The sequence below is a fragment of the Mesorhizobium argentiipisi (SeqCode) genome, assembly GCF_037179585.1.
GTDB classification, from domain to species: domain Bacteria; phylum Pseudomonadota; class Alphaproteobacteria; order Rhizobiales; family Rhizobiaceae; genus Mesorhizobium; species Mesorhizobium argentiipisi.
Genome location: NZ_JAPYKO010000005.1, coordinates 203,326 through 224,743 on the forward strand (window position 1 = coordinate 203,326; position 21,418 = coordinate 224,743).

20 protein-coding genes are annotated in these 21,418 nt (G+C 60.6%); 12 read left to right on the forward strand and 8 right to left on the reverse strand.

Annotated features, from left to right (window positions below):
* Window positions 1-122: 122 nt before the first annotated feature.
* The 3 genes from O7A05_RS10665 to O7A05_RS10675 form a co-directional block, all read right to left on the reverse strand.
* Complete coding sequence (locus O7A05_RS10665) at window positions 123-2,480, reverse strand: type I restriction endonuclease (protein ID WP_337092999.1); 2,358 nt, start codon at window positions 2,478-2,480, stop codon at window positions 123-125.
* A gap of 73 nt (window positions 2,481-2,553) precedes the next feature.
* Window positions 2,554-3,282, reverse strand: coding sequence for an SMC-Scp complex subunit ScpB (gene scpB, locus O7A05_RS10670; protein ID WP_415926991.1), 729 nt, complete (start codon window positions 3,280-3,282; stop codon window positions 2,554-2,556).
* Between the two features lie 2 nt (window positions 3,283-3,284).
* On the reverse strand, window positions 3,285-4,259 hold the full coding sequence (locus O7A05_RS10675; protein ID WP_337093002.1) for a DUF1403 family protein: 975 nt from the start codon (window positions 4,257-4,259) through the stop codon (window positions 3,285-3,287).
* A gap of 126 nt (window positions 4,260-4,385) precedes the next feature.
* Here O7A05_RS10675 and O7A05_RS10680 point away from each other — a divergent pair, with 126 nt between their 5' ends.
* A complete protein-coding gene (locus O7A05_RS10680) occupies window positions 4,386-5,639 on the forward strand; it encodes a site-specific integrase (RefSeq protein WP_337093003.1) in 1,254 nt (417 codons plus the stop codon).
* A gap of 47 nt (window positions 5,640-5,686) precedes the next feature.
* On the opposite strand, the gene O7A05_RS10685 is transcribed toward O7A05_RS10680, so the two are convergent.
* The 3 genes from O7A05_RS10685 to O7A05_RS10695 all read right to left on the reverse strand — a co-directional run bounded on the left by O7A05_RS10685 (window position 5,687) and on the right by O7A05_RS10695 (window position 7,363).
* The gene (locus O7A05_RS10685) at window positions 5,687-6,205 is read right to left on the reverse strand and encodes an RES family NAD+ phosphorylase (RefSeq protein WP_337093004.1); all 519 of its coding nucleotides are present in this window, start codon (window positions 6,203-6,205) and stop codon (window positions 5,687-5,689) included.
* A complete protein-coding gene (locus tag O7A05_RS10690; protein WP_411908802.1) occupies window positions 6,202-6,591 on the reverse strand; it encodes an MbcA/ParS/Xre antitoxin family protein in 390 nt (129 codons plus the stop codon). Before O7A05_RS10690 ends, O7A05_RS10685 begins: the two co-directional genes overlap by 4 nt.
* Window positions 6,592-6,892: 301 nt before the next feature.
* Window positions 6,893-7,363, reverse strand: coding sequence for a hypothetical protein (locus O7A05_RS10695; RefSeq protein ID WP_337093005.1), 471 nt, complete (start codon window positions 7,361-7,363; stop codon window positions 6,893-6,895).
* Between O7A05_RS10695 and O7A05_RS10700 the strand changes: the two genes are divergently transcribed.
* From O7A05_RS10700 to O7A05_RS10720, 5 genes are all read left to right on the forward strand, one after another.
* Window positions 7,352-8,446 (forward strand): hypothetical protein, encoded by a 1,095-nt coding sequence (locus tag O7A05_RS10700; RefSeq protein ID WP_337093006.1) that lies wholly within the window; start codon window positions 7,352-7,354, stop codon window positions 8,444-8,446. The two genes, O7A05_RS10695 and O7A05_RS10700, sit on opposite strands and share 12 nt — an antisense overlap.
* A 617-nt stretch (window positions 8,447-9,063) precedes the next feature.
* Window positions 9,064-10,272 carry a plasmid partitioning protein RepA gene (gene repA / locus O7A05_RS10705; RefSeq protein ID WP_337093087.1) on the forward strand — a complete coding sequence of 403 codons (1,209 nt, stop codon included), beginning with the start codon at window positions 9,064-9,066 and terminating at the stop codon, window positions 10,270-10,272.
* Window positions 10,273-10,343: 71 nt separating this feature from the next.
* Window positions 10,344-11,330: a plasmid partitioning protein RepB gene (gene repB / locus O7A05_RS10710; protein WP_224616961.1), complete on the forward strand. Its 987-nt coding sequence runs from the start codon at window positions 10,344-10,346 to the stop codon at window positions 11,328-11,330.
* Between the two features lie 153 nt (window positions 11,331-11,483).
* Window positions 11,484-12,689 carry a plasmid replication protein RepC gene (gene repC, locus O7A05_RS10715; RefSeq protein WP_337093008.1) on the forward strand — a complete coding sequence of 402 codons (1,206 nt, stop codon included), beginning with the start codon at window positions 11,484-11,486 and terminating at the stop codon, window positions 12,687-12,689.
* A gap of 340 nt (window positions 12,690-13,029) precedes the next feature.
* Entirely contained in the window at window positions 13,030-13,242 is a 213-nt protein-coding gene (locus tag O7A05_RS10720) for a cold-shock protein (RefSeq protein WP_337093009.1), read from the forward strand.
* Between the two features lie 135 nt (window positions 13,243-13,377).
* On the opposite strand, the gene O7A05_RS10725 is transcribed toward O7A05_RS10720, so the two are convergent.
* On the reverse strand, window positions 13,378-13,842 hold the full coding sequence (locus tag O7A05_RS10725) for a Ros/MucR family transcriptional regulator (protein ID WP_337093010.1): 465 nt from the start codon (window positions 13,840-13,842) through the stop codon (window positions 13,378-13,380).
* A 335-nt stretch (window positions 13,843-14,177) separates the two neighbouring features.
* The gene (locus O7A05_RS10730) at window positions 14,178-14,765 is read right to left on the reverse strand and encodes a DUF309 domain-containing protein (protein ID WP_337093012.1); all 588 of its coding nucleotides are present in this window, start codon (window positions 14,763-14,765) and stop codon (window positions 14,178-14,180) included.
* 286 nt (window positions 14,766-15,051) lie between these two features.
* On the opposite strand from O7A05_RS10730, the gene O7A05_RS10735 reads away from it, so the two are divergent.
* From O7A05_RS10735 to O7A05_RS10760, 6 genes are all read left to right on the forward strand, one after another.
* Entirely contained in the window at window positions 15,052-15,300 is a 249-nt protein-coding gene (locus O7A05_RS10735) for a DUF982 domain-containing protein (protein WP_337093014.1), read from the forward strand.
* Window positions 15,301-15,616: 316 nt separating this feature from the next.
* On the forward strand, window positions 15,617-16,813 hold the full coding sequence (locus O7A05_RS10740; protein WP_337093015.1) for a DUF932 domain-containing protein: 1,197 nt from the start codon (window positions 15,617-15,619) through the stop codon (window positions 16,811-16,813).
* A gap of 425 nt (window positions 16,814-17,238) precedes the next feature.
* The gene (locus O7A05_RS10745) at window positions 17,239-19,380 is read left to right on the forward strand and encodes a ParB/RepB/Spo0J family partition protein (RefSeq protein ID WP_337093016.1); all 2,142 of its coding nucleotides are present in this window, start codon (window positions 17,239-17,241) and stop codon (window positions 19,378-19,380) included.
* A gap of 74 nt (window positions 19,381-19,454) precedes the next feature.
* The gene (locus O7A05_RS10750; RefSeq protein ID WP_337093017.1) at window positions 19,455-19,931 is read left to right on the forward strand and encodes a hypothetical protein; all 477 of its coding nucleotides are present in this window, start codon (window positions 19,455-19,457) and stop codon (window positions 19,929-19,931) included.
* A gap of 83 nt (window positions 19,932-20,014) precedes the next feature.
* Window positions 20,015-20,407 (forward strand): hypothetical protein, encoded by a 393-nt coding sequence (locus O7A05_RS10755; RefSeq protein WP_337093018.1) that lies wholly within the window; start codon window positions 20,015-20,017, stop codon window positions 20,405-20,407.
* 239 nt (window positions 20,408-20,646) lie between these two features.
* Complete coding sequence (locus tag O7A05_RS10760) at window positions 20,647-21,276, forward strand: DUF1419 domain-containing protein (RefSeq protein WP_337093019.1); 630 nt, start codon at window positions 20,647-20,649, stop codon at window positions 21,274-21,276.
* Window positions 21,277-21,418: the final 142 nt, after the last annotated feature.

The window sequence follows — 21,418 nt, forward strand, 5'->3', positions numbered from 1 at the left end:
GTAAAGTCCGTCCGGGCTTTGAGAACACCATTCCCAACCCTGCATATGACGCCACAGATTCGAGCCTGCAGTTGGGATCGAGTATCGTTCGGCTCGAAACATCTGCAGATACTTCGGGGCTGTCACCTATCATTTGGGTGAGTGTCTGACGCAAGCCTCTCGAACAAAGGCTTCAAAAACTCCGCTCGCGCTTTCGCTGCGGCAGCTGCGATCGACTCTACAACCGAGGTTTCAAGCACCCCGAATGCAGTCCATAGGCGCAGGGCGAGTGCAGGACGCGGCGGCTCCGCCGCCGCATAGTTGGCCATCTGCTCAATCATAATGGGAGCCCTGCTGCGAAGCTGAGGCGCCTGAACGAATTGGATTATCGAATTCACCACTGGCTCGACCACGCCAGCGTTCGGACAGACGACGGAACCTCCCCCGGGCAAATCATGGGTTTCAAGACCGAGCCATTCCTGAAGTCTTTCATCGACGCGAAGCAGGAAGTTTGGGGATGCGCCGATCTCCAGAGCGAGACTGACATTGATGTCTCCAACTTCATTCCGGGCCATGGGTAGCGCGAGAATCTGAGACAGGATCAGAAATGGAAGATCATTGCCGATCGCCGGACCGCCTGCACCGAGAGGAACCTCCAACTCTTCCGAAATGCCATCGGGCGCTCGAATGATTATCGTCGCACCATCGCCAATTGTCGTGACGTTTGGTCTGTCTTCCAGCATTGTTTCAATGAACCAAGGCAGCAGATCGCCATTGTCGTGGGCAAGCTCCTGCAGCACCGCGGCGCCGACAACGTCGGGAAGCGGCAGGCCACCGCAGCTCGCTATGAACATGTCGTACAGATCGTTCGCTTCTTCCTCCGAGTTGATGTTGGCCCTTAGAATGTCGCGAGCGATGACAATCGCAGCCGCTTTGGCGAGAATCTCTGGCACGCGCGGATACAAAAAGCGGTCTCCGTCAGGCATCGACAAGTATGAAGCCAAACCGCTATCGACGAGTCGTTTGATCCTTGGTTCGCCAAGCTTTGCCTCAGCTCCCTGCAGGGAAATGGCACCAAGGCCTTTTATGAGCATGATCGCACGCGGGTCGCCCGGCTGCCCGGATTCGTCTTCCATGAACGCCTTTGCGAAGCGCAGGAAGTCATCCCGCATGGTGCCATTGGCTATCCTCTCCCAGGCGCCGTCAAGAAGGCTTGGGCCAGTGACGGTCGGGACACGGGTAATGCTCATCATCATGCGTTCCTCGTCGATGATTGGCGGTGAGCCCAATGGCTTTTGCGCAAGCAGGAGACGGAGAATGCGAGGCTGACGGTAGTCTGCGTTGAACTGTGAGCCGCTATCGCAATGAAGGTTCCAGTCCTCGGCGATCAGTTGCACTGCCGTGGCGAACTCGGGTTGAGAAAGAGGATCAAGGTCGATCCTGACAGCCTCGCGCCCAAATGCTGATACCTGCCCCGACCCGGTGGTGGCCAGACTTTCAAACCAGGCCTCGTCAATCGCTGTCACAATTGCAATGCCGTTACCCCCACAGAGTTGAATGAGTTCCGACACGTCCTGTCGGGTTCGCTCTCCCGATCCACCGCCCCAGCCGTCAACGACAATTGCGATTGGATGAGCGGCTGGTTGCTGGAGGCGGTGCAGAAGCCAGTGTCGGACCGTGTCCTCGCTGGCCGACCGGAACAGCTTGGCTGCTATGACATTTGCCATGAACCGGATCGGGCCATGGTCGGCAGCAACCGCGTCGACAAAGATTGGCGTAAGATCGCCGCGCGCGCACAACTGAGCGAGTACGTTGGTGCGCCCGGAAAGCGCCGGACCGACAAGCACCGTCACTCGGTTGCCAGCGTGGATGGATTCTGCAAGGGCCTCAACGGCCGTGCGTGGTATAGAGAATTCCTTGCATAGAGGCCGCGTGAGATCCCTGACATCGCCGGTCATTTGGTCAAGAGCGCGCACCGATGCCGATCGAAGCAGATCGGCAAAGACGATGTCATCACGGGCCAGCAGGTCTCTCACGGCGTCGTCGTAGATCGCCCCCGCAAGCTGACTTGCATCTTTGAACCTTGCCGCAACCGCCGCCTCGTCGAATGTTTCGGTATCAACGACCGCGCCGTCGAAGCTTCGCAGTATGGAGGTCTCGACACCGTTCGTGACGATTGCTAGCGGAGCCATGGGTTCGACCAAGCGCGCGTAGGACAGCGCCTGGCGTACCGCATCCTTGTCGATGCTCTCGTCTGGCGCCTTCAGCTCGATGACCGCGAGAGGCTTGCCGCCGTTCCGAATAAGAATGTCGGCCCGCCCCCCGGCCCAGGTTTGCTTGCTTCCGATGGCGTGATCCGAGTGGCCCAGACGGATTGTGAATGTTTCCTGAAGGTCGATCGCCAGCCCGGGAAACGTCGCGGCGACGAACTTCGCAAGACGCGCCTCCAGTGTGGCCTCACTCACCGATTTGGGTTGTTGAGGTTTGGTATCATCATCCATTTTCTAGACTCCAGGTACTTCGACCCACAACTCTTCATTGGCAGCGGCCTGCTGGCCAACGCCACCGAGACCGTCACTCTGTTTGGCCGATTTCCTCAACCCCGGAAGGTTCGCCATCAGACGGGTCCTCGCCACCCAGAAGCCCGAAGGGACTCTCTCCCGCAAGCAGTTTCTCCTTCGACAGCAATCCGGCATCCTCGAGCGCATCAAAGTCCGGCAGGTCTCGCAGCGTGTTGAGCCCGAAGTGGGACATAAACGTCCTGGTCGTCACATAGGTGTAGGGTGCCCCTTGGGTGGGGCTTCGGGGACCGGACGCAATGAAGTCCTGCGAACGCAGCACACCGATCAGGTCGCGGCTCACTTCCTTGCCAAAGAAGGACGACAGCTCGGCGCGGGTGATTGGTTGGAAATAGGCAATGCACATGAGGACCAGATTTTCCAGCTGCGACAGGGATCTTCCTGCACTGCTGTCGGCACCTTGGCCCGTTGCGGCGCGAATGGCGTCCGCGTAATTTTTCCGCGTCCGGTGCTGCCAGGCGCCTGCGACGGAAACGAGTTCGTAGGGTCGACCGCGCAATTCGTCGCGGATGTCGTCAATGATCAGATCGATGTTGCAGCTCTTGCCGACGACGCGCGCCAGGATCTCTCGCGTCACCGGTTCGCTTGCGGCGAAGATCACCGCTTCGATGCGACCCATCCATTCACGCCATCGCAACGCCGCCGGCAAATGCTCAAGTTCGGTGTCGACCGGCATTGGCTGGCTTTCCTTTATGTCATTGCGCCTTTCAGATGTTGCTGGCATGGTCACAGGCCATACAGCCGAAATGTCGAACGTCCCGAGAGTTCACGTACAGCGTCGAGGGTCCGCAAACGCTCGAACAAGCGGCGCGACGCAAAACGCGACAGGTTTTTGGTTACAAGCGCGCCGGAAACCGCATCGTCATCGAGCAGTTTCTCGATCGCTTCCCCTGCCCCTTTGGCGCGGAGCTTTGGCGCTACCGACAACAGCCTATCGGCGCGCCGGCCAAGTTCAGTTCCCAGTCGGCACGCCTCGGTGGCGCCGTGCGCCAGCGCCAGGCACACAGCCCGCTCGAAGTTTTGCTCCCCGGGCCGTATTCTCGTCGCGATCCCGCGCCCGCCTTCTGTCTGGAAGGCTGGCGTAAAAACCTGCGCCATCAAAAGCGGAACCGGCCTTGGCCAACGCAGCTTTCGCGCCAGCACGAGGTCCGCTAGCCACCAACCGAGCGGCTCGGCATCCAGACGCGCACGATAAACGTAAGCAACGATCGCCGCGGCGGAGTACGGCGCCGGTCTCCCGTCATCGTCCTCCACCAGATGAACGACCTGGTCGGCAACAGAGGCAAAAAACTCGCCCCATCGCAAACCGAACAAATCGACGATGCCGGCAAGCATGTCGGCATCGAGCTCGGGCACCCTCGATACGAGCCGACGCCAAGCAGCCAAAATACCACCTGCGGGACCGATTGCCGACAAATCAGCCCCAGGCGGGCGCAAATTCCAGACGTCGCGCAACGCTGCCTCGTCCTCGATGCGGCCAGCGAGCCGCACCGCCGCGACGGCATTTCTCAGTGCCAGGCGTTGTCGCCAGGCGCCCGCCCATGGCGGATCGGAGCGCACTAGCACGTCCAGCGCGTTGAGGGCCGCGCCTGCCATGAAGACAGCCGCGGCGTCGGTCGCGACTGGTCCGTGCGGGATCGCCCAGCCGGACACAGTCGGTGTGGCCAGGGTGACAAAAGGCGGGGTGGGAGCTCGAATCATGCCGGATTATGATAAATCGCCTGTGCGCTTTTGGCCAACAGATTGCCCATGTTCCGCACAGCCTGTCGGAATAACAAAACGAATGATAATGTTGCCTTATCGTTCGTTTTCCTCTTTATAGAAGAAATGGCCTCTCACGTCGACCAAAACCCCGAAAACCCTACTCGGCGCGGCTCCGCTCGACCACAGCAAACGGCGCCCCCTGTCGATCGGGAACGTGTCAACCAGAACGTGGCCGCAGGCGCGGCCGAGCCCGACGCCACGGTCGCCGACGACCTGCCCGACATCATCGACGTCGTCCTGGAGATGGGCCGCGCGCCGCAAGAGCCGGCGGCGGAAGCCGAAGTGCACTCCCCTCTCCTTCCGGTCGTCTCGACCGAGCGCCTGCCGGCGCATCTCGACGCACTGGCCGATCGCGCCCGCGATTACGTCGCGGCGGCGAGCTCGGCCAATACGCGCCGCGCCTATGCCTCCGACTGGAAGCATTTTTGCGCCTGGGCCCGCCGGCAGCATCTCGACGTGTTGCCGCCCGATCCACAAACCGTGGGGCTCTACATCACCGCGCTCGCCTCCGGCAGTGCAACAGGCGCGGCAGCGGGGCGCAAAAAATCCGTGGCGACGATCGAGCGCCGCCTCTCCTCGCTGACCTGGAATTATGCGCAACGCGGCCAGCCGCTGGACAGGAAGGACCGCCACATCGCCACCGTCATGGCCGGCATCCGCAACACCCACGCAGCCCCGCCCCGCCAGAAGGAGGCGGTGTTGCCCGAGGATCTGATCGCCATGCTGGAAACGCTCGACCGCGGCACGCTACGCGGCTTGCGCGACCGCGCCATGCTGCTGCTCGGTTTTGCCGGCGGGCTGCGCCGCTCGGAAATCGTCGGCCTCGATGTTTCGCGCGACCAGACCGAGGATTCTTCGGGCTGGATCGAGATCCTGGACAAGGGCATGCTGGTGCGGCTGCGCGGCAAGACCGGCTGGCGCGAGGTCGAAGTCGGCCGCGGCTCGTCCGATGTCACCTGCCCGGTCGTGGCGCTGGAGACCTGGCTCAAGCTCGCGCGTATCGCGCACGGTCCCCTCTTCAGGCGCGTCACCGGCCAGGGCAAGGCGGTTGGCGCCGATCGGCTCAACGACCAGGAGGTCGCGCGCCTGGTCAAGCGCACCGCGCTCGCGACCGGCGTGCGCGGCGATCTGTCGGAAGGCCAGCGCGGCATGATGTTTGCCGGCCACTCGTTGCGCGCCGGCCTGGCCTCCTCGGCCGAAGTCGACGAGCGCTATGTCCAAAAACAGCTCGGCCATGCCTCGGCTGAAATGACCCGCAAATATCAGCGCAGACGCGATCGTTTCCGCGTCAACCTCACAAAAGCCTCCGGGCTTTAGGCGCTGGAGAAGGCCCCTCCCCGGCCCTTCGGATGCCGAGACGTGCGTTATCGCCAGGATAGCTGGTCCTTCGGCAACCGGCCGCTTGGGTCGAATACGGTTACCTTGTGCGGCAGACCCGGACCCCAGTTCCAAAGGACCAGGTTACGATCCTCCATCTCGGCGCTCGGCGCGAAACTTGGGACCACAATGCCGGCAATACTGCGAGGCCGCAGCCGGTCGTAGACGGACCAGGACGCCGGGCGCTCTCCGTCGCTGAGCGCCGTCGCCCAGGCGCAGGCCATGTCCTCGAGCGCGATAGAAAATTCTCCCCTCGCCTCGTCGGTTGTCAGATCCACGATGTCATGGCAGTCGATCTCATAGGAACACAGCACGCAAGGATCGATCCGGTGCGCGAACCCCTGGTTGGCTTCCTTGACCGCTGTCATGATGGTCAGCGCCAAATAGAGCGCCGGCACGCCTTTGGGATTAAATCGCGCACCTCTGATCGCCGCCCCTTCGCCGGAAGTCGGCTTGAATGCCCAACGTGGATCGTGTGCCCGGTAGCAGGTTCCAACGAACCTCAAGCGAAACCACCAACGGCCATGTGATCGAGATAATCACGGACCGCAGCGGCCTTGCCTTCCTTCACCAGCGCTTCAGCAGTGCGTCCGCCAAATGCTGGAAGCGGCTGAGCTCGATACCAAGCCATCGCCTGCTCCTTGCCGCCCGCCCAATCCGTCACACGACTGATGATCTCAAGCATTTCCCGCAGACGCCCCTGTGTCTTAACCGTAGCGCTGCGCTCTGAGCGATAAAGGGTCTCGCGAGCAAGACCGGCGGTCTGGGCCAACTGGCCCTTGGACATGCCAAAACCGTCCGCGACCTGCTCGATCGCAATCTTCCCGTTCCGGTCCATATAGGACAAGATGAGAGGTCCATTCTGCTCGGGGATCTTGAGTGCATGGGCCACAAAATTCATCCTACCATATTGAGAGTCATATTTCTTGTGCAAAAGATATGGCAGTTCTCGGCACCTTTCAAGCCCAGGACCGAACCATTCAAGCTGCTGCCACCGCCCTAGCACGCACGCGGATCAAGCTGACCGTGCGCGCGCTTATGTCGAAGCAGCGAGTTCGGCAAACACCCGTCGCGCCTATGCCGCCAATTGGAAGCATCTTTTGTGCCCGGTGCCGGCGTCAGCCTCGGAAAGATCCCCGCGCACGCCGGTGACCAAGGCCGCGCGTTTGACCAGCCGCGCCACCTCCTGGCCACTACGCGGCGAGCGGATAGCTCTCGCCGGCCCAGGCAGAGAACTTGGCGGCAAAGGCCTTGAGGTCGTCAATCGCGATGTGGTGCGCGATTGCGAACTCGACTTGCTGGGCCAGCGGGACCTCGCCGAGAAAGGCGCTGATATGACCGGGGTGCTGCTTGGCCAGATCGATATCAGCAAGGCAATGCGCCAGCGCCGCGTCGTCCAGTTGATCACTGTAGGGTGCGTTCACCGTCGTCAGGACTGAACCTAAATGCTTGCTCATAGTGCGCGTAAGATAGTCATTTCCGGCTTGTCGCACAAGTTGCCGCCCCTCTTCCGCACCATCGGCGATCCGGGACGTCAGCGTTGTTCTCGTGACCCAAATCGGCCAGGATCGCCCTCCAAGATCGCCGACGACGACGCAGGGCGTTCCCTTGACGAGAAAAGCGCGGATTTCCCACCCGGCCGGAGCCCGAGAATGACTGAGCAAAAACCCGTCCGCCTGCCCGACCCCGCTTCCGTCGAAACCGTGCTCGCAGCTTTAGAGCCGCAGTCGGCCGACGTCGAACTCGCCCCTGCCCTGAACAAGGCCTTTCCGGGCTTCGTCTTCACCGTCGCGACCATCGACGATCCCTACTGGTGCAACCCTCACGACGTTGTCGCTGCCGACGGCACCCGCCTCGGTGACCATCGCGCCTGGGTCGAGTATGAACTGGCCGAAGTCGGCAGTGACCTCAACGCCTTCTGGAATCGGCATCGCCAGAGCGGGGAAAAATTCGCCGAATGGCGCGGTACCACGGCCTTCGCCTTTGCCCCGACCGGTCCCGGCGTCGCCGACTTCGTGCAGATCTCCCTCGACCGTGAGATTGAGGTTCTGGCCGGCGCGGTGGTCGATCCCGACTATCGTCCCCGCAATGTCGACGATCTGTTCGAGCCGACCTGGGTTCTGCGCGGTTCCGAGGTCGAGACACAACAGCTCGCAGGGCCAGTCTACCGGCTGCGTGGCCGTTCCGGCGGCGGCATCGTCCACATGCGCAGTTTTTTGGCCCGCAGGACGCGCATCGAACGCGAACTGCGCGAGGCGCAGCGGCCCGAGCTGGAAAACCGTGTCATCCGCGAGGTCAGGCCAGACGGCACGCTCGACACCGCGTTTTTCGATGCCAATCCCGACTGGTTCGATTTCGTGCCGCGCGAAAACCGGTTTTTTGCGGACTGGGAACGATCAAGTGCGGCGGCCAACCGTATCTTTGCGCACTGGGCCTTCGACATCCACGACCTCGAGGATCGCGACCGGCGCGAGATCGGTTTTATCCCGCGGCCGCTCAAAATGCCGACTGAGCGGCTGCTCGCCGACGAAGGCGTCTCCGTGCACCGGCTGATGGAGCGGATCGAGGCGATCGACACCGAAATCGGTCTGCCTTTCGCCTGGTTCTTTCTGATGACCCACGGCCACTGGGTCGATCCAAATGTCGGTCGCGCCATCGCCGACGGCCTGCGCACGGGCCGGGTGCGGCTACCTGACCAGGACGCCGCCATTCTGCTCGCCTGGGCGGACAAACCGTATCTGTTTTGAGCAAGCACCATGAGCCTGCGGCTCTCGAACCTGCGTCAGACGCAAAACTGCTGCGCGCCGAGGGAACCATCTTCGGGGGGTCTGGGCGATGAACGCCGGCACATTTTCGTCTGGTGAGCGAACTCGACACCATTATTCCGTTCTCACACTTGGCGTTTATCGTGAATGCAAAGGGCTGATGAGCGCCGCCCTCTCCTCCGACGAGGTATCAGCTGGAAACGCTTAGTTTAGCTTCTTCAAGGGAGACGAAAGATGACATGGCCGCTTTGCAATGTCGGGTCAGCGCGGTCGAGTTTAATCTGCAGATATTCGTCAGAAGCTCAATGTCGTGATCACTTGCCATGCGCCGGTGCGGGTCGCCTAAGGAATCCGAAAAGAATTTGGGCGGGACGCTTGGGTAAGCAGGATTTGTGCTTGGGAAAAGCAGGATTTGTCCGCAGACAAAATCGCCGAATTGTGTAGCATATTCAGCTGCATGAATCACATCGTGTGATCTTATCCCGAGACCATTAAGCTTTTGTTAACTTTAAATTTCTTGCCCGGGCGAACGAATCGGACATAATGACGGTTGCTTGGCGCTTTTACGTCAAAAATCGTTTTTAGAGAGTCTCGATCGAATGAACGTGAGTTCGCCCGTTCCTACGAAAATCCCGCTGCTGTTCGAGAAGAGTATCCTCGATCAGGGCGACCAGATATCGAAGAAGTTGCACCTGCTTTCGATGCAGCGCTTCCCTCCCCACGCAAAGAAAAATCTTCGTTCGTTCTCGCTGGCGGAGGTTGCCACGTATCTGGGGGTTTCCCAGAGCCATCTGAAGAAACTGCATCTGGAAGGAAAGGGGCCGGTGCCGGAAACCTCGACGTCGGGCAGACGCTCGTACACTGCTGAACAGATGCTTGAGCTGCGCCAGTATCTCGACCAGTACGGTCGGTCTGACGCCCGCATGTATGTTCCCCATCGGCGGCCGAGCGAGAAGCTTCAGATTTTAGCTGTGGTTAATTTCAAGGGGGGGAGTGGGAAGACCACTACCGCTGCCCACCTCGCCCAATACCTTGCGCTTACCGGGCACCGTGTCCTAGCTGTCGATCTCGATCCGCAAGCGTCGCTTTCTTCGTTGCATGGGTTCCAACCTGAACTCGACCAGACGAAATCGCTTTACGACGCGATTCGTTATGACGGCGAGAGGGTGCCTCTCTCGGAGATCATCAAGCCGACGAATTTCCCGGGCTTGGACATCGTCCCAGCGAACCTAGAGTTGCAGGAATTCGAATACGACACGCCTCTGGCAATGACGGACAAGTCGTCGAATGTGGGCAGGGCGTTTTTCACGCGCATCTCGAAGGCATTGATGGAGGTCGACGATCGCTACGATGTCATAGTTATCGATTGTCCGCCGCAGCTTGGCTACCTGACGATCACCGCACTGACAGCGGCGACCTCAGTGTTGATCACGATCCATCCACAGATGCTCGATGTTATGAGCATGGGCCAGTTTCTGCTGATGCTCGGGAACATCCTGGAGCCGATCAGGGCGGCCGGTGCGGAGGTGAATCTGGAGTGGTATCGCTATCTTGTTACTCGATTCGAACCCACGGATCAGCCGCAAGCGCAGATGGTGGCGTTCCTGCATACGCTGTTCGGCGAATTCATTCTCAAGAACCAGATGCTGAAATCAACGGCGATTTCCGATGCGGGGATTACCAAGCAGACCCTCTACGAAGTCGAAAAGAATGCAATGACCCGTTCCACATACGAGCGGGCAATGGAAGCCTTGGACGTCGTAAACGGCGAAATCGTAGCTTTAATTCATGAAGCATGGGGGCGTTGACTTTGTCTGCTGACAAAAGTGGACTTTTGCCAAATGTATTCAATGGACTACGCGCTATCTGGAGGTAAAATATGGCACGTAAGAATCTTCTTGCAGGCCTCGTAGAAGCGGGGACCGACGACCGGGCGTCATCGGCCTCCGCTGCGGCATATCCGATCCGCGGCGCGTCAAAATCCATGATCCGCTCTGTCAACGAATTGGCAAAGCAAGCGGATGCGTATCTTGAGGGCGAGCATGTCGTCGAACTCGACCCAAGCGCAGTCGACGGTTCGTTCGTTTCTGACCGCATGGGCGACGACGAGGAACAATATCAAGAGCTGCTGGAAGCGATTCGGGAGAGAGGGCAGGATTCTCCCATACTTGTCCGTCCGCATCCGAGCTCAGACGGCCGCTACATGATCGTCTTTGGCCATCGCAGGGTCCGAGTCGCCCGCGAGCTGGGACGGAAGGTGAGGGCGGTCGTCAAGGAGATCGACGATAAGACCCATGTAATTGCCCAGGGACAGGAGAATTCCGCTCGGGCAAATCTCAGTTTCATCGAGAAGGCGATGTTCGCAAAGCGCCTTGAGGATTTGGGGTACGACAGAGATGTGATCTCGTCAGCATTGACCTCGAACGCCGCTGCGGTCTCGAAGATGGTATCAGTTGTCACAAGAATTCCGACATCTGTGATCGGCAAGATTGGATCAGCTACGTCTATAGGCCGCGAGCGGTGGGTTGAGCTGTCTCTGCTCGCCGGCAAGAAATCTGAAGTGGTTAATGCAATCTTGTCCGAACCAGAATTCGGTGAGCTGGAGAGCAACGAACGCTTCGACAGGCTGCTAGTAGCCTTGAATGCGAAGGGGAAGCCGGTTCGCAAGGCAGCCGTGAGGTCCCAAGCACAGTCGTGGGTCCCCGAGGACAAATCAGTTAGCGTCAGCGTCAAGAAAGCAGGCAAGGCCATCACGATCGCCGTGAAGGAGATGGACGGCAGCCGCTTTGGGACGTGGATATCCGATAATCTGAGCAACCTTTATGAGGCGTTCAGAAAGTCGGAGAAGACATCAACAGGAGACTGAAACCGCAAAAGAAAAAGGCCCCCGAACGTCACCGTCGCGGAAGCCCTTCTCGTCTGTCGCAAGCTGAGAATCGCATTTCCCCGAATCACTGTCAAGAGTCGTGGCGCCGTTTTGGCGAGCAGAATTCTTTTGCCTAATCGAGGGTGAAAGAAAATGGAGACGGGTATTGCAACGACGCCCTTTGGGCGGCGACCGATGTCGCTTGCCATGTTGGCAGCGCAAAACGAGTCACGTGAGATTCCCAAGGGCAGGGTCATCGACAAGTGGCAGATCTACCGCAATCTCTGCGAAGGCAAGAGCATCGTCGGCATCGGCGATCGTGCTCTGGCCGTCCTGAATGCGTTGCTATCGTTCTATCCTGACAGTGAGTTGAGTGAGGAAAACGACCTCATCGTCTTTCCCTCGAACGCTCAGCTGTCCCTCAGGGCACACGGGATGCCTGATGCCACGCTCAGGCGGCACCTGGCGGCTCTTGTGGACTGCGGGCTGATCATCCGTCGGGATAGCCCGAACGGCAAGCGTTATGCCCGCAAGGGCAGAGGAGGGGAGATCGAGGAAGCATTCGGCTTCTCCCTGGCGCCGCTGCTGGCCCGGGCTTACGAGTTCGAGGCAGCAGCCGAGCGTGTTCGCGCCGACAACAGGGCGCTCAGGCTTATGCGGGAGCGGATCACCTTGCACCGCCGCGACATTCACAAGCTGATAGAGGCGTCTCTTGACGAAGACGTCCCTGGCGACTGGGGAGGCCTGTGGAAGCGCTTCCGCGGCGTTGTGGAGGCAATTCCGCGCCGAGCCTGCATTGCCGCGCTCGAGCCGATTGTCGCGGATCTTGCGGCATTACACGAGGAAGTGACTAAGCTGCTGGACAATCATATGAAATCCACGAATCCGGGCGGCAATGACTCTCAAAACGAGCGGCAGCAATCTGATTCAAATACCGACTCTATTTTTGAATTTGAACCTGCTTTCGAGAAAGCCAGGGCGCCGGCCGAGCCAAGGACGAGAACCGCAGAGCCCCCGAAAGCCTATCCGCTTGGGCTTGTGCTGAAAGCATGCCCGGAGATTGTGGACTATGCCGTCGACGGGATCAGCAACTGGCGCGATCTCATGATTACCGCCGCCCAGGTGCGGGGTTACCTTGGTGTCTCGCCATCTGCATATGAGGAGGCCTGCCATGCGATGGGCCAGGAAACCGCTGCGATCGTGATTGCCTGTATCCTGCAACGCGCTCAGCACATCAATTCCGCCGGCGGCTATCTGCGCGTGCTGACTGACAAGGCCAGGGCGGGGGCGTTTTCGGTCGGGCCGATGCTGATGGCGGCACTGAAGGCGAATGGCATAACGGCGAGGATGGCAGGATGACGATCGCCAATCCCACAGCCGGTTCAACCTAACATGGCTTCGCAGGATCGAGAAGCTGGCGGCGCCTTTGTTGGTTGGACAGTGTCCAGGCGATCAATTTCATGGGACGGGAGAGGAATTCATTGGCCCGAACGGGTCGCACCATGCGGCTACAAACGGCGCAATTGCCTTCATTACGCCGACAACGAGCGATAGTGGCGCATGCGCAAGCCGCCCGCCGGCCGATCGAAGCAGGCCTTGCAATTATTCGATTTGCTGCGTTTAACTCGAAGCTCTTGGATTTCAAAAACGGGACGGCCTAACCGCCTGCCCAATTTGCAATAGTACAAAGGAAACGCATATGGCGACTGGAACGGTGAAGTGGTTCAACAGCACCAAGGGATTTGGATTTATTCAGCCCGACAACGGCGGTCAGGATGTTTTCGTCCACGTTTCCGCTGTCGAACGCGCGGGTCTCTCAACTCTGAATGAAGGTCAGAAGATCAACTATGAAATCGAACAGGACCGCCGCACTGGCAAGTCCTCTGCCGGCAGCCTCAGTAACGCCGGCTAAATTTTCTCCTGCGTCCCAGCAAGAGGGGAATGAACGCGAGATAAGGCGGAGTTTGGTCTTCCGCCTTTCGTTTCACATTCTGAGCAGATCATGCCGATAGCAGCCGCGCTCCCGCACGACCCTCGAGAGATAAAGTCAGGCTGCGACCTTCTTGCTCGTCCGCTTCGCCGGCGCCGGCTTTTCCGGCTCTTTCGGTTTGCGGCCGAGCCCCATCGTCTTGGCCAACGCCGAGCGCGCAGCGGCGTAATTTGGCGCGACCATCGGATAATCCGCCGGCAGGCCCCATTTGGCGCGGTACTCGTCAGGCGTCAGCCCGTAGTGGGTCGACAGATGGCGCTTGAGCGATTTGAACTTCTTCCCATCGTCAAGGCAGATGATGTAGTCCGCCATCACGGACTTTTTGATCGGGACAGCAGGCTTGAGAGCCTGCGGCTGTTCTACGGAAGCGCTGCTGGCCGTTCCTTTCAGCGCCGCATGTACTTGGCCGATCAGGGCGGAGAGGTCCCCCACTGGAACCGGATTGTTCGAGACATAGGCTGAGACGACCTCGGCGGTAAGCTCGATGAGGGCATCGAGGTTGTGGTCGGCTTCTTCTGTCATGAAATTCTCCAGGTCGTTTGAAAGGGGGCAGGGGAAGTCTTGCTACATAGTGATGGTTGTGGCTGAAAGCAATAAATGTCTCAGCACCTTAAGTATCGCCATAAGCTATCGCTGAATCGCCATAAGCTATCGCTGATAGGCGTCGGCCCTGGAAATCGTTTCGGCTGCCGGGCGCCGGAACCGATGTGCAGCCATGCGGTCTTTGAGCTTTGTAACTCCGAAAATAACGTAACGAAATTCCGCGCTACACGAAAATACGGCCAGTGAATGAATCCTGGCATTCCTCGTTCGCCAGTGACGTTGGCTCAACGAGCCCGGTCTATTCCTGGCGTCTTCTACGGATGACCGTTTCTTCTTTTTTGCGAACCGTTTGGCCGGTCGCCGGAGCTCGGTCCGAGAATGAAGTCAAACACGGGTTGGGGCTGACCGAGCACTGTCGCCTGCAAGGTTGCCGGGGTCCGTACCGCGGCTTCTGCGTGGTCGGCGAGCCCTGCGGGCGACATGCCGAGCGCGCGCTCGAAGGTATGATCCGCAGTGTTCAGCCGACGAAGGAGCGCCGCGGCGCGTCCGGCATGACGTATCGCTGCCACGTGCTTGCCCTCGCGGATCTTCACGCCGGCTGCCGATAACAGGATCAATCCCTTGAAGAGCGTCCGAAGCGGAGCGCCTCGGCCTGCAACTTGCCACAGCCCTTCCCACGCCTCATGCGCTTCCCAGTAATAGCCGTGGTTGAAGAGGTCGAGACCCCAGAGGAATATGTCTGAATCCAGCGACGCCTTTGCCGCCAACGGCATGACTTCGCTGTTGTAGCTATGTCCTGCGGGATCGCGCACGGGATGCGGTTGCCTGCCCGGCAGATACGCATAGGACGGAAAGCTCTTTTCCGGCAGCCAGCGCCGGCGCAACATCGAACCAATAGCCATCAAAGCCGTATAGCACACCGTGGGAGGACCTGGCCGCCGGTATGGAGTGGGTCGCGGCGGGCAGCGGAAAAGTGCAGGCATAGACTTCCACAAACTATGCGAGACTGCCCCAAGGCACATTCTCGAAATTGAGCTAGCCAAATCCCACGCCAACAGACATTAACCAGACAGTGTTCATGACTTCGATGCTATCGATCAAGCTTAGCAGTCGGGAATGCAGCCGAATCGTTCGGCTGAGGAAATATGTGCGAGCGAGGCTGTCGCCGCTGGGTTTAGAGGGGAAGTGATGACCGGCTCGAGCAGATTTGAAAGGCCAGTCGTTGTTCAGATTAGCCGCCACAGCTCGGAGCGTGTCGTGTTCGATATCAATGACGCGTCCAATATCTTGCTACGACATCTCGATCGTCAGACTGAGAAGCGCAAGATAGCGATGGACGCCTGTCTGCGCGTATTGCGTGGAGAGGCTCATCCAACATCCGCTCGGCGTGCTTTCGTAGCTGCCGCGCTCGAAGCAAAGATTTTGCGTGGCGATTGAGAGCTATGACGGCGCTCATGAATTTCGTCCATCTCGGCATCGCCGTCGGAGATACTTTATATGTGGGGCACCCGGTCCTGCCGAACTGGCAATGTCGGCATTGTGGCCGCTCCGAGCCGGGCCGAATTCCTGACTTGGCCGACGAGGATTATCAAGCTTTCTGGGACCGCTCTTCGGGGGCCGCGCGGAAGCTAGCGCGTAGGCGGCGCTTCGATAGGCGATGGTGCCGCCAGCAGAGGAAGAGGGCAGGCGGGGTTGCGGTTGGCGGATGAAGGTCCGGGAGAGAGGCTCCCGGCGTCCGCCGTGGAGCAAACCCATGGTACAGATGGAAATTCAGGTACCGACGCGGAACGCGCGTGCAGGCTACAAGGTGGATGTGAGCCGCGGCCAGTGCGTCGGCCGCGTGTCGTCGGAGTGGTTCAACCGACCGGCCGACGAGCGCTACCTGTCCCTCACCGACCTCCGGAAATCGGTAAGGGCGCGATCGCAGCGCAGCCGCACGCGCATTGTCGAAAGCGAACGGATCCGCGTCGAAGCCAGCCGCGACGACGCGGAACGCCTCCTACTCATGCTGCCCGATGCCGAGGCACCCGTTGCCCCCACGCATTGGAGTTTTGGTCAGCTTGCCAGCCTGGTCGGCGCACCGGCTGCATACCTGCGCCAGCTCCCGGCCCCGCTCGCCGCCATCAATCTCCAGTGCGGGCTGAATTCGCAGCGGGCAGAGCAGGTAAAGACACTCGAAATCCAAAACGGTCGCCTCGAGTTGCGAGCGGTGACCGGTCCCGACTACGGGAGGATTTTCGACCATGAGCTGGTCGAGGCCGTGCAGAAGATTGCCGGCAATGGCACCGGGGATACGCGCTGGAAGGTGCCAGGTGTGCTCGACTGGTCGACGGGGATCTACAATCCGAACGTCGACATCTCCAGCGACACCACGACGCTCTACGCGTCTGATCGCGATGTCTTTTTGTTTCTAGTCGATGACTTGAACCCGATCGAGGCCGGGCGGCTGCCGAATGGGGAACCGGATCTCTATTTTCGCGGTTTCTATTGCTGGAATTCCGAAGTCGGAGCCCGCACCCTCGGGATCGCCAGCTTCTATCTGCGCGCAGTGTGTCAGAACCGCAATCTGTGGGGCGTTGAAGATTTCGAGGAAATCACCATCCGCCATTCAAAGTATGCCGCCTCGCGGTTCGCCCTGGAAGCCGAGCCGGCGCTGATCCAGTTCGCCGATTCTTCGCCCATGCCGTTCGTCAACGGCATCAAGACAGCGCGGCAACGGGTCGTCGCTCGGGATGACGAAGATCGCCACAGCTTCCTGCGCAAGCGCGGCTTTTCAAAGTTCGAGACCACGAAGATCATCGATACCGTGCTGCTTGAGGAAGGCCGGCCGCCAGAATCGATTTTCGACTTCGTACAGGGCATCACGCGGGTCGCGCGCGACAAGGCGCATCAGGATGTTCGCCTGGACATGGAAGGCAAGGCCAAGAAGCTTCTCGACTTCGCCGCCTGATCCTTCCGATGCCGGCGTGGAATGACCTCCGGTCGCTGGCCTTAAGTCTGTGATCTCCGTCAAGCCAGCGCCGTCCTCAAACGCATGAGGCCGGCGCTTTTTTCTTTTTCGGTAGCGGGTCATAGCCGGACCAATGGCTCCCGCCCGCCCTGTCGTGACAAACTCATGGAGCATACCGTCGACCGGCAGGCACTGATCCATATGTCCGATGGACCACGCCAACGTCCTGGAGGCCCTCGGCGCTCGGTCGCCTCGAAATCCGCGAGCCGAACCAGAGCAGCGCTCCTTATCCCGACCCATCGATCGTTGCGGCAGGTGGATGGCGCTGGCGCGAGGCCTAGAGGCAGAGGGGGGAGGGGAGGGTTCCTGACGGGCTTGGAGGTTCGGGGAGAGGCCCCGGGCCGCCCGTCACGGAGAACCTGACCATGGCTAAGAACGCCATTCAGAAGATCGCGATGAACGCTGCGGAGAACATTCCCTATGACAAGCTAATGCTGTCGCAGAAGAATGTCCGGCGCATCAAGGACGGCTTGTCGATTGAGCAGCTCGCCGAAGACATCGGTCGGCGAAAGCTGATCCAGAGCCTGAACGTCCGCCCCGTACTCGACGGGGAGGGCGAGGAGACCGGCACGTTCGAGGTGCCCGCCGGCGGCCGGCGTTATCTCGCACTTGGCATCCTCATCAAGCAGAAGCGACTGGCGAAAAACGAGCCGATCCCCTGTGTCGTCAACCGCAAGCAGGAGACCTCGGCCGAAGAGGACTCGCTTGCCGAAAACCTGCGCCGCGCCGACTTGCATCCCCTCGACCAGTTCCGGGCCTTCAAGGCGCTCAGCGATCAGGGCCTCGATCCCGACGAGATCGGCGCCCGCTTCTTCGTGTCGCCGGCGACGGTGAGGCAGCGCCTGCGGCTGGCATCGGTGTCGCCAAAACTGCTCGAGCTCTACGAGAAGGACGAAATCCGGCTCGAACAGATCATGGCGTTTTCGATCTCGGACGACCACGCGCGCCAGGAGCAGGTCTGGGAGCGGATCTCCGGCTCGCACTCGCAGGAAGCCTACTACATCAGGCGGCTGCTGACGGAGACCACGGTCCGGGCCGACGATCGCCGGGCCGTCTATGTCGGCGCGGAAGCTTATGAGGCGGCTGGCGGCGTCATCCTTCGCGACCTGTTCGAGCAGGATTCCGGCGGCTGGTTCCAGGACGCGGCACTTCTCGAGCAACTAGTCTTCGACAAGCTGAAGGTTGATGCCGAGGCGATCCGCGCCGAAGGCTGGAAATGGGTCGAGGCGGCGATCAGCTTTCCCTATGGCCACACCTCCGGCATGCGGCGCATCTACGCCGAGGCCCAGGAGCTCAGCGCCGAGGAGATCGAACGCTACGACGCGCTGAAGGCCGAATACGACAAGCTCGACGCGGACTATGCCGCGGCCGAGGATGCCGACGAAGCAATCGAGGCTAAGCTCGATCAGCTGGGCGCCGAGCTCGATGCGATCGACGATCGTCCTCAGAGCTACGACCCCGCTCAGAAGGCGATTGCCGGTGCGTTCGTGACGCTCGCTGCCAACGGCGAGCTCCAGGTCGAGGCCGGTTTCGTGCGGTCCGAAGACGAACCTCGCTCCGAGACGGACGACGTCGGTGAGGGCGAGGATGCCGAGGGCCAAACCCGATCCAATGATGACGACGATGGCGATGGTGTTGTCGTCAACGGCAAGCCGGTGAATGACAGTTCCGGCGATGACGGCGAGGAGGATGGCATCAAGCCGCTGCCCGATAGGCTCGTCTTCGACCTGACCGCGCAACGCACGCTGGCGCTGCGCAACGCGCTCGCCGGTGACGTCGACATCGCCTTCCTCGCGGCACTCCACGCCGTTGTGCTGCAGGTATTCTATCGCTTCGCGCCGGACACCTGCCTCGAAATCAGCCTGAAGAGCGGCAGCTTCTCCCAGGTCGACGGTCTTGCCGAGACGTCCTGGGCCAAGGAGATCGCCGAGCGGCACGAAGCCTGGGAGCGCGATCTGCCCGATGAGGCGGATGGCCTTTGGGACTTCCTTCTCGGCCTCGACGAGGCAAGCCGCAAGGCGCTGTTCGCGCACTGCGTCTCGTTGACCCTCAACGCGGTGGTCGAACCATGGAACAGGCGGCCGCGGGCGCTCGAGCATGCAGACGTGCTCAGCCGTTCGCTCCAGTTCGATATGGTCGACGCCGGCTGGACGCCCACGGTCGAGTTCCTTGGGCGCCTTACCAAGGCGCGAATTCTACAGGCTGTCCGCGAAGCCCGTGGCGCGGACTCCGCGCAGCTGATCGACCATATGAAGAAGGACATCATGGCGCGTGAAGCCGCCCGTCTTCTCGAAGGATCGAACTGGCTGCCCGAGCCGCTGCGCCTCGATGTCAACGAAGTGGCTGACGATGCTGTCGACGCCGTCGCCGGCGAGATGCCGGACGAGGCGGCGCTCGATAGCGATGCCGCCGAACTGCCGGCCTTTCTAGCCGACGATGTGGATCCGTCCTCCGGTGAGCCGGTGACCGACGGCGACGAGACGGACCAGCTCCAAGCCGCCGAATAATCGGCCCTCCCGCTCCGCACCGGGCCCGGCACATCAGCCGGGCCCATTCTGTTTTTCAAGATGGAGAAATTCGCATGTCCGCACATATCATCTACGAATCCGCCCCTTTGGGGAGCGTCATCCGCTACTCGGACGGCGCGGCGAAACCGCCGTCGCGCTTCACAAAGAAGCTCGCGGGCTGGGAGAGCCGCAACGGCTTCGGCCGTCTGGTCAAGAAGGAACCGCCGCGAACGCGCACGACCTACTCCTCGCCGGCGTACTTCACTCTGCATGAGGGTGATTTCGGGCAGGGCGGCATCATCGTCGTCTCGGTCAGACGCACCTGGTCCGTCGAGAGCGACCTGCAGTTCGAAATCGTCGAGCGCCCCAGAATCGGCATGGTCCGCGTGCTGCAGGCCCTCGGCGACAGCCCGGAGCTTCTGCATCTGGCCGAAAACTCCGAGGCGGCCGAGCGCTGGCTCGCCGGCAACTCCTACGGCCGTGCCTATCTCGAGGAGGTCTCCGCCGACGAGGTCGGCGCCGCCGTCATCGAAGGGCGCACGGCCGCCTGATCGTTTCACCGCATAAAACCAACCGATGACGGGTCCGGGGTCGCGAGCGATCGCCGGGCCTGTTTCGTTCCACGGAGATCGACATGTTCGACTGGAACAGAAGCTGCTCCTATGACGAGCAGCATAAGAGACGTTTTCACACGACAGCTCGTTCAAAGCTGAAGAAACTTGCCGCTGAACTTGCGCTTCCGCCGGGCAGCTATGATCTGCGCTCAAACAAGGCGGGCATAGCCGTCTCCGGTGAAATTACCCTGCACCATGACCGTGTTTACATCCAGGTCGGCCAGTTCGGGCTTTCCTCCGGACACGGAATCCTGATCCGCACCTGCAGGGGCCGCAAGGACTATATCGGCGGAGCCAACCACTTCGTCGCGCTCGGCATGCTCGATGACATTCCGGCGCTCGCCGGCGCTGTCCGGGCAATCACCGGCGTCGGTCGGGATGCCGCACAATCCTCCGATCGGCGCGCCGCCTGAAACCGCTCCCCGGCATCCGAAGCCTGCGACGTCGCCGGTGCAAACCGCGCGGCGCCGCAAAACTGTCCAAGGCAAGTATGTCCGACGACGATCCCGGCAAGCGCGGCCACGCGCGTCGGTCCGCTACGGGACCACATCGAAGATTACCATTCCGACCCACTCGAGCCCGGCCATTGCGCCGGGCTCTTTCGTCTTCAGGTCACACCACGCGGTGTCGATCTGCTTCAGGAGCAACCGCCATGACCTCCAATCCACCTTTCAGAAAGGTGCTCGCCGGCGTCGCCACGCGCGAGCAGATGTTCCAGCTGTTCAACCACCACAGGAACAACCCCGATCTCGATCCGCTTTCCGGCACGCCCTACTCCGGCGAGTGGTTCGAGATCGAGGCCTCCTCTTACCATTTCATGCTCGGACTGCTGCCGCCGCTCTTCCAGAGGCTTGGCCTGTTCGGCATGTCGGAATTCAAGGCCGGCAACGTGACCAGCGTGTTTTTCGCGATCAGGATCCGCGGCCGCGAACGCTGGTTTCATGGCTTTTGCGATCTCTCGGATCGGCAATCTCCAGACAAGATGCGTGCCGCCATCATCGCCCACGAGACGGGCGCGACCGACAGCATGACCCGAGAGGAAAAGCTCGAGGCCATCTGGAATGCAACGCATCCGGACTTCAAGGGAATAGCCGGCGAAATCAATCCCGATGCTTGGCCCGTCGAGCACTACGGCAAGCGCACAATGCTGGTCGATGGCGGTCGCGACGGCACGATCCTGAAACTGCTCGAGGAGCTGTCGGACGATGAGATCGAAAGACATATGTCGGCGATACGCGCACATGCCAAGAGGAGAGGAAGCAACGATGCGGACCCCTCGTAGAGAGTCGCCACTGGCGGTCGCGCACACCTATGGAGCGCATTCGACCTATACCGCCGGCTTGGGTGTCCCGGATCGTCGCCAATACCGGCGCACGCCGCCCGGGGCGCCAACCGTCGCAGCTCTCGTACGTCCCGGAGATACG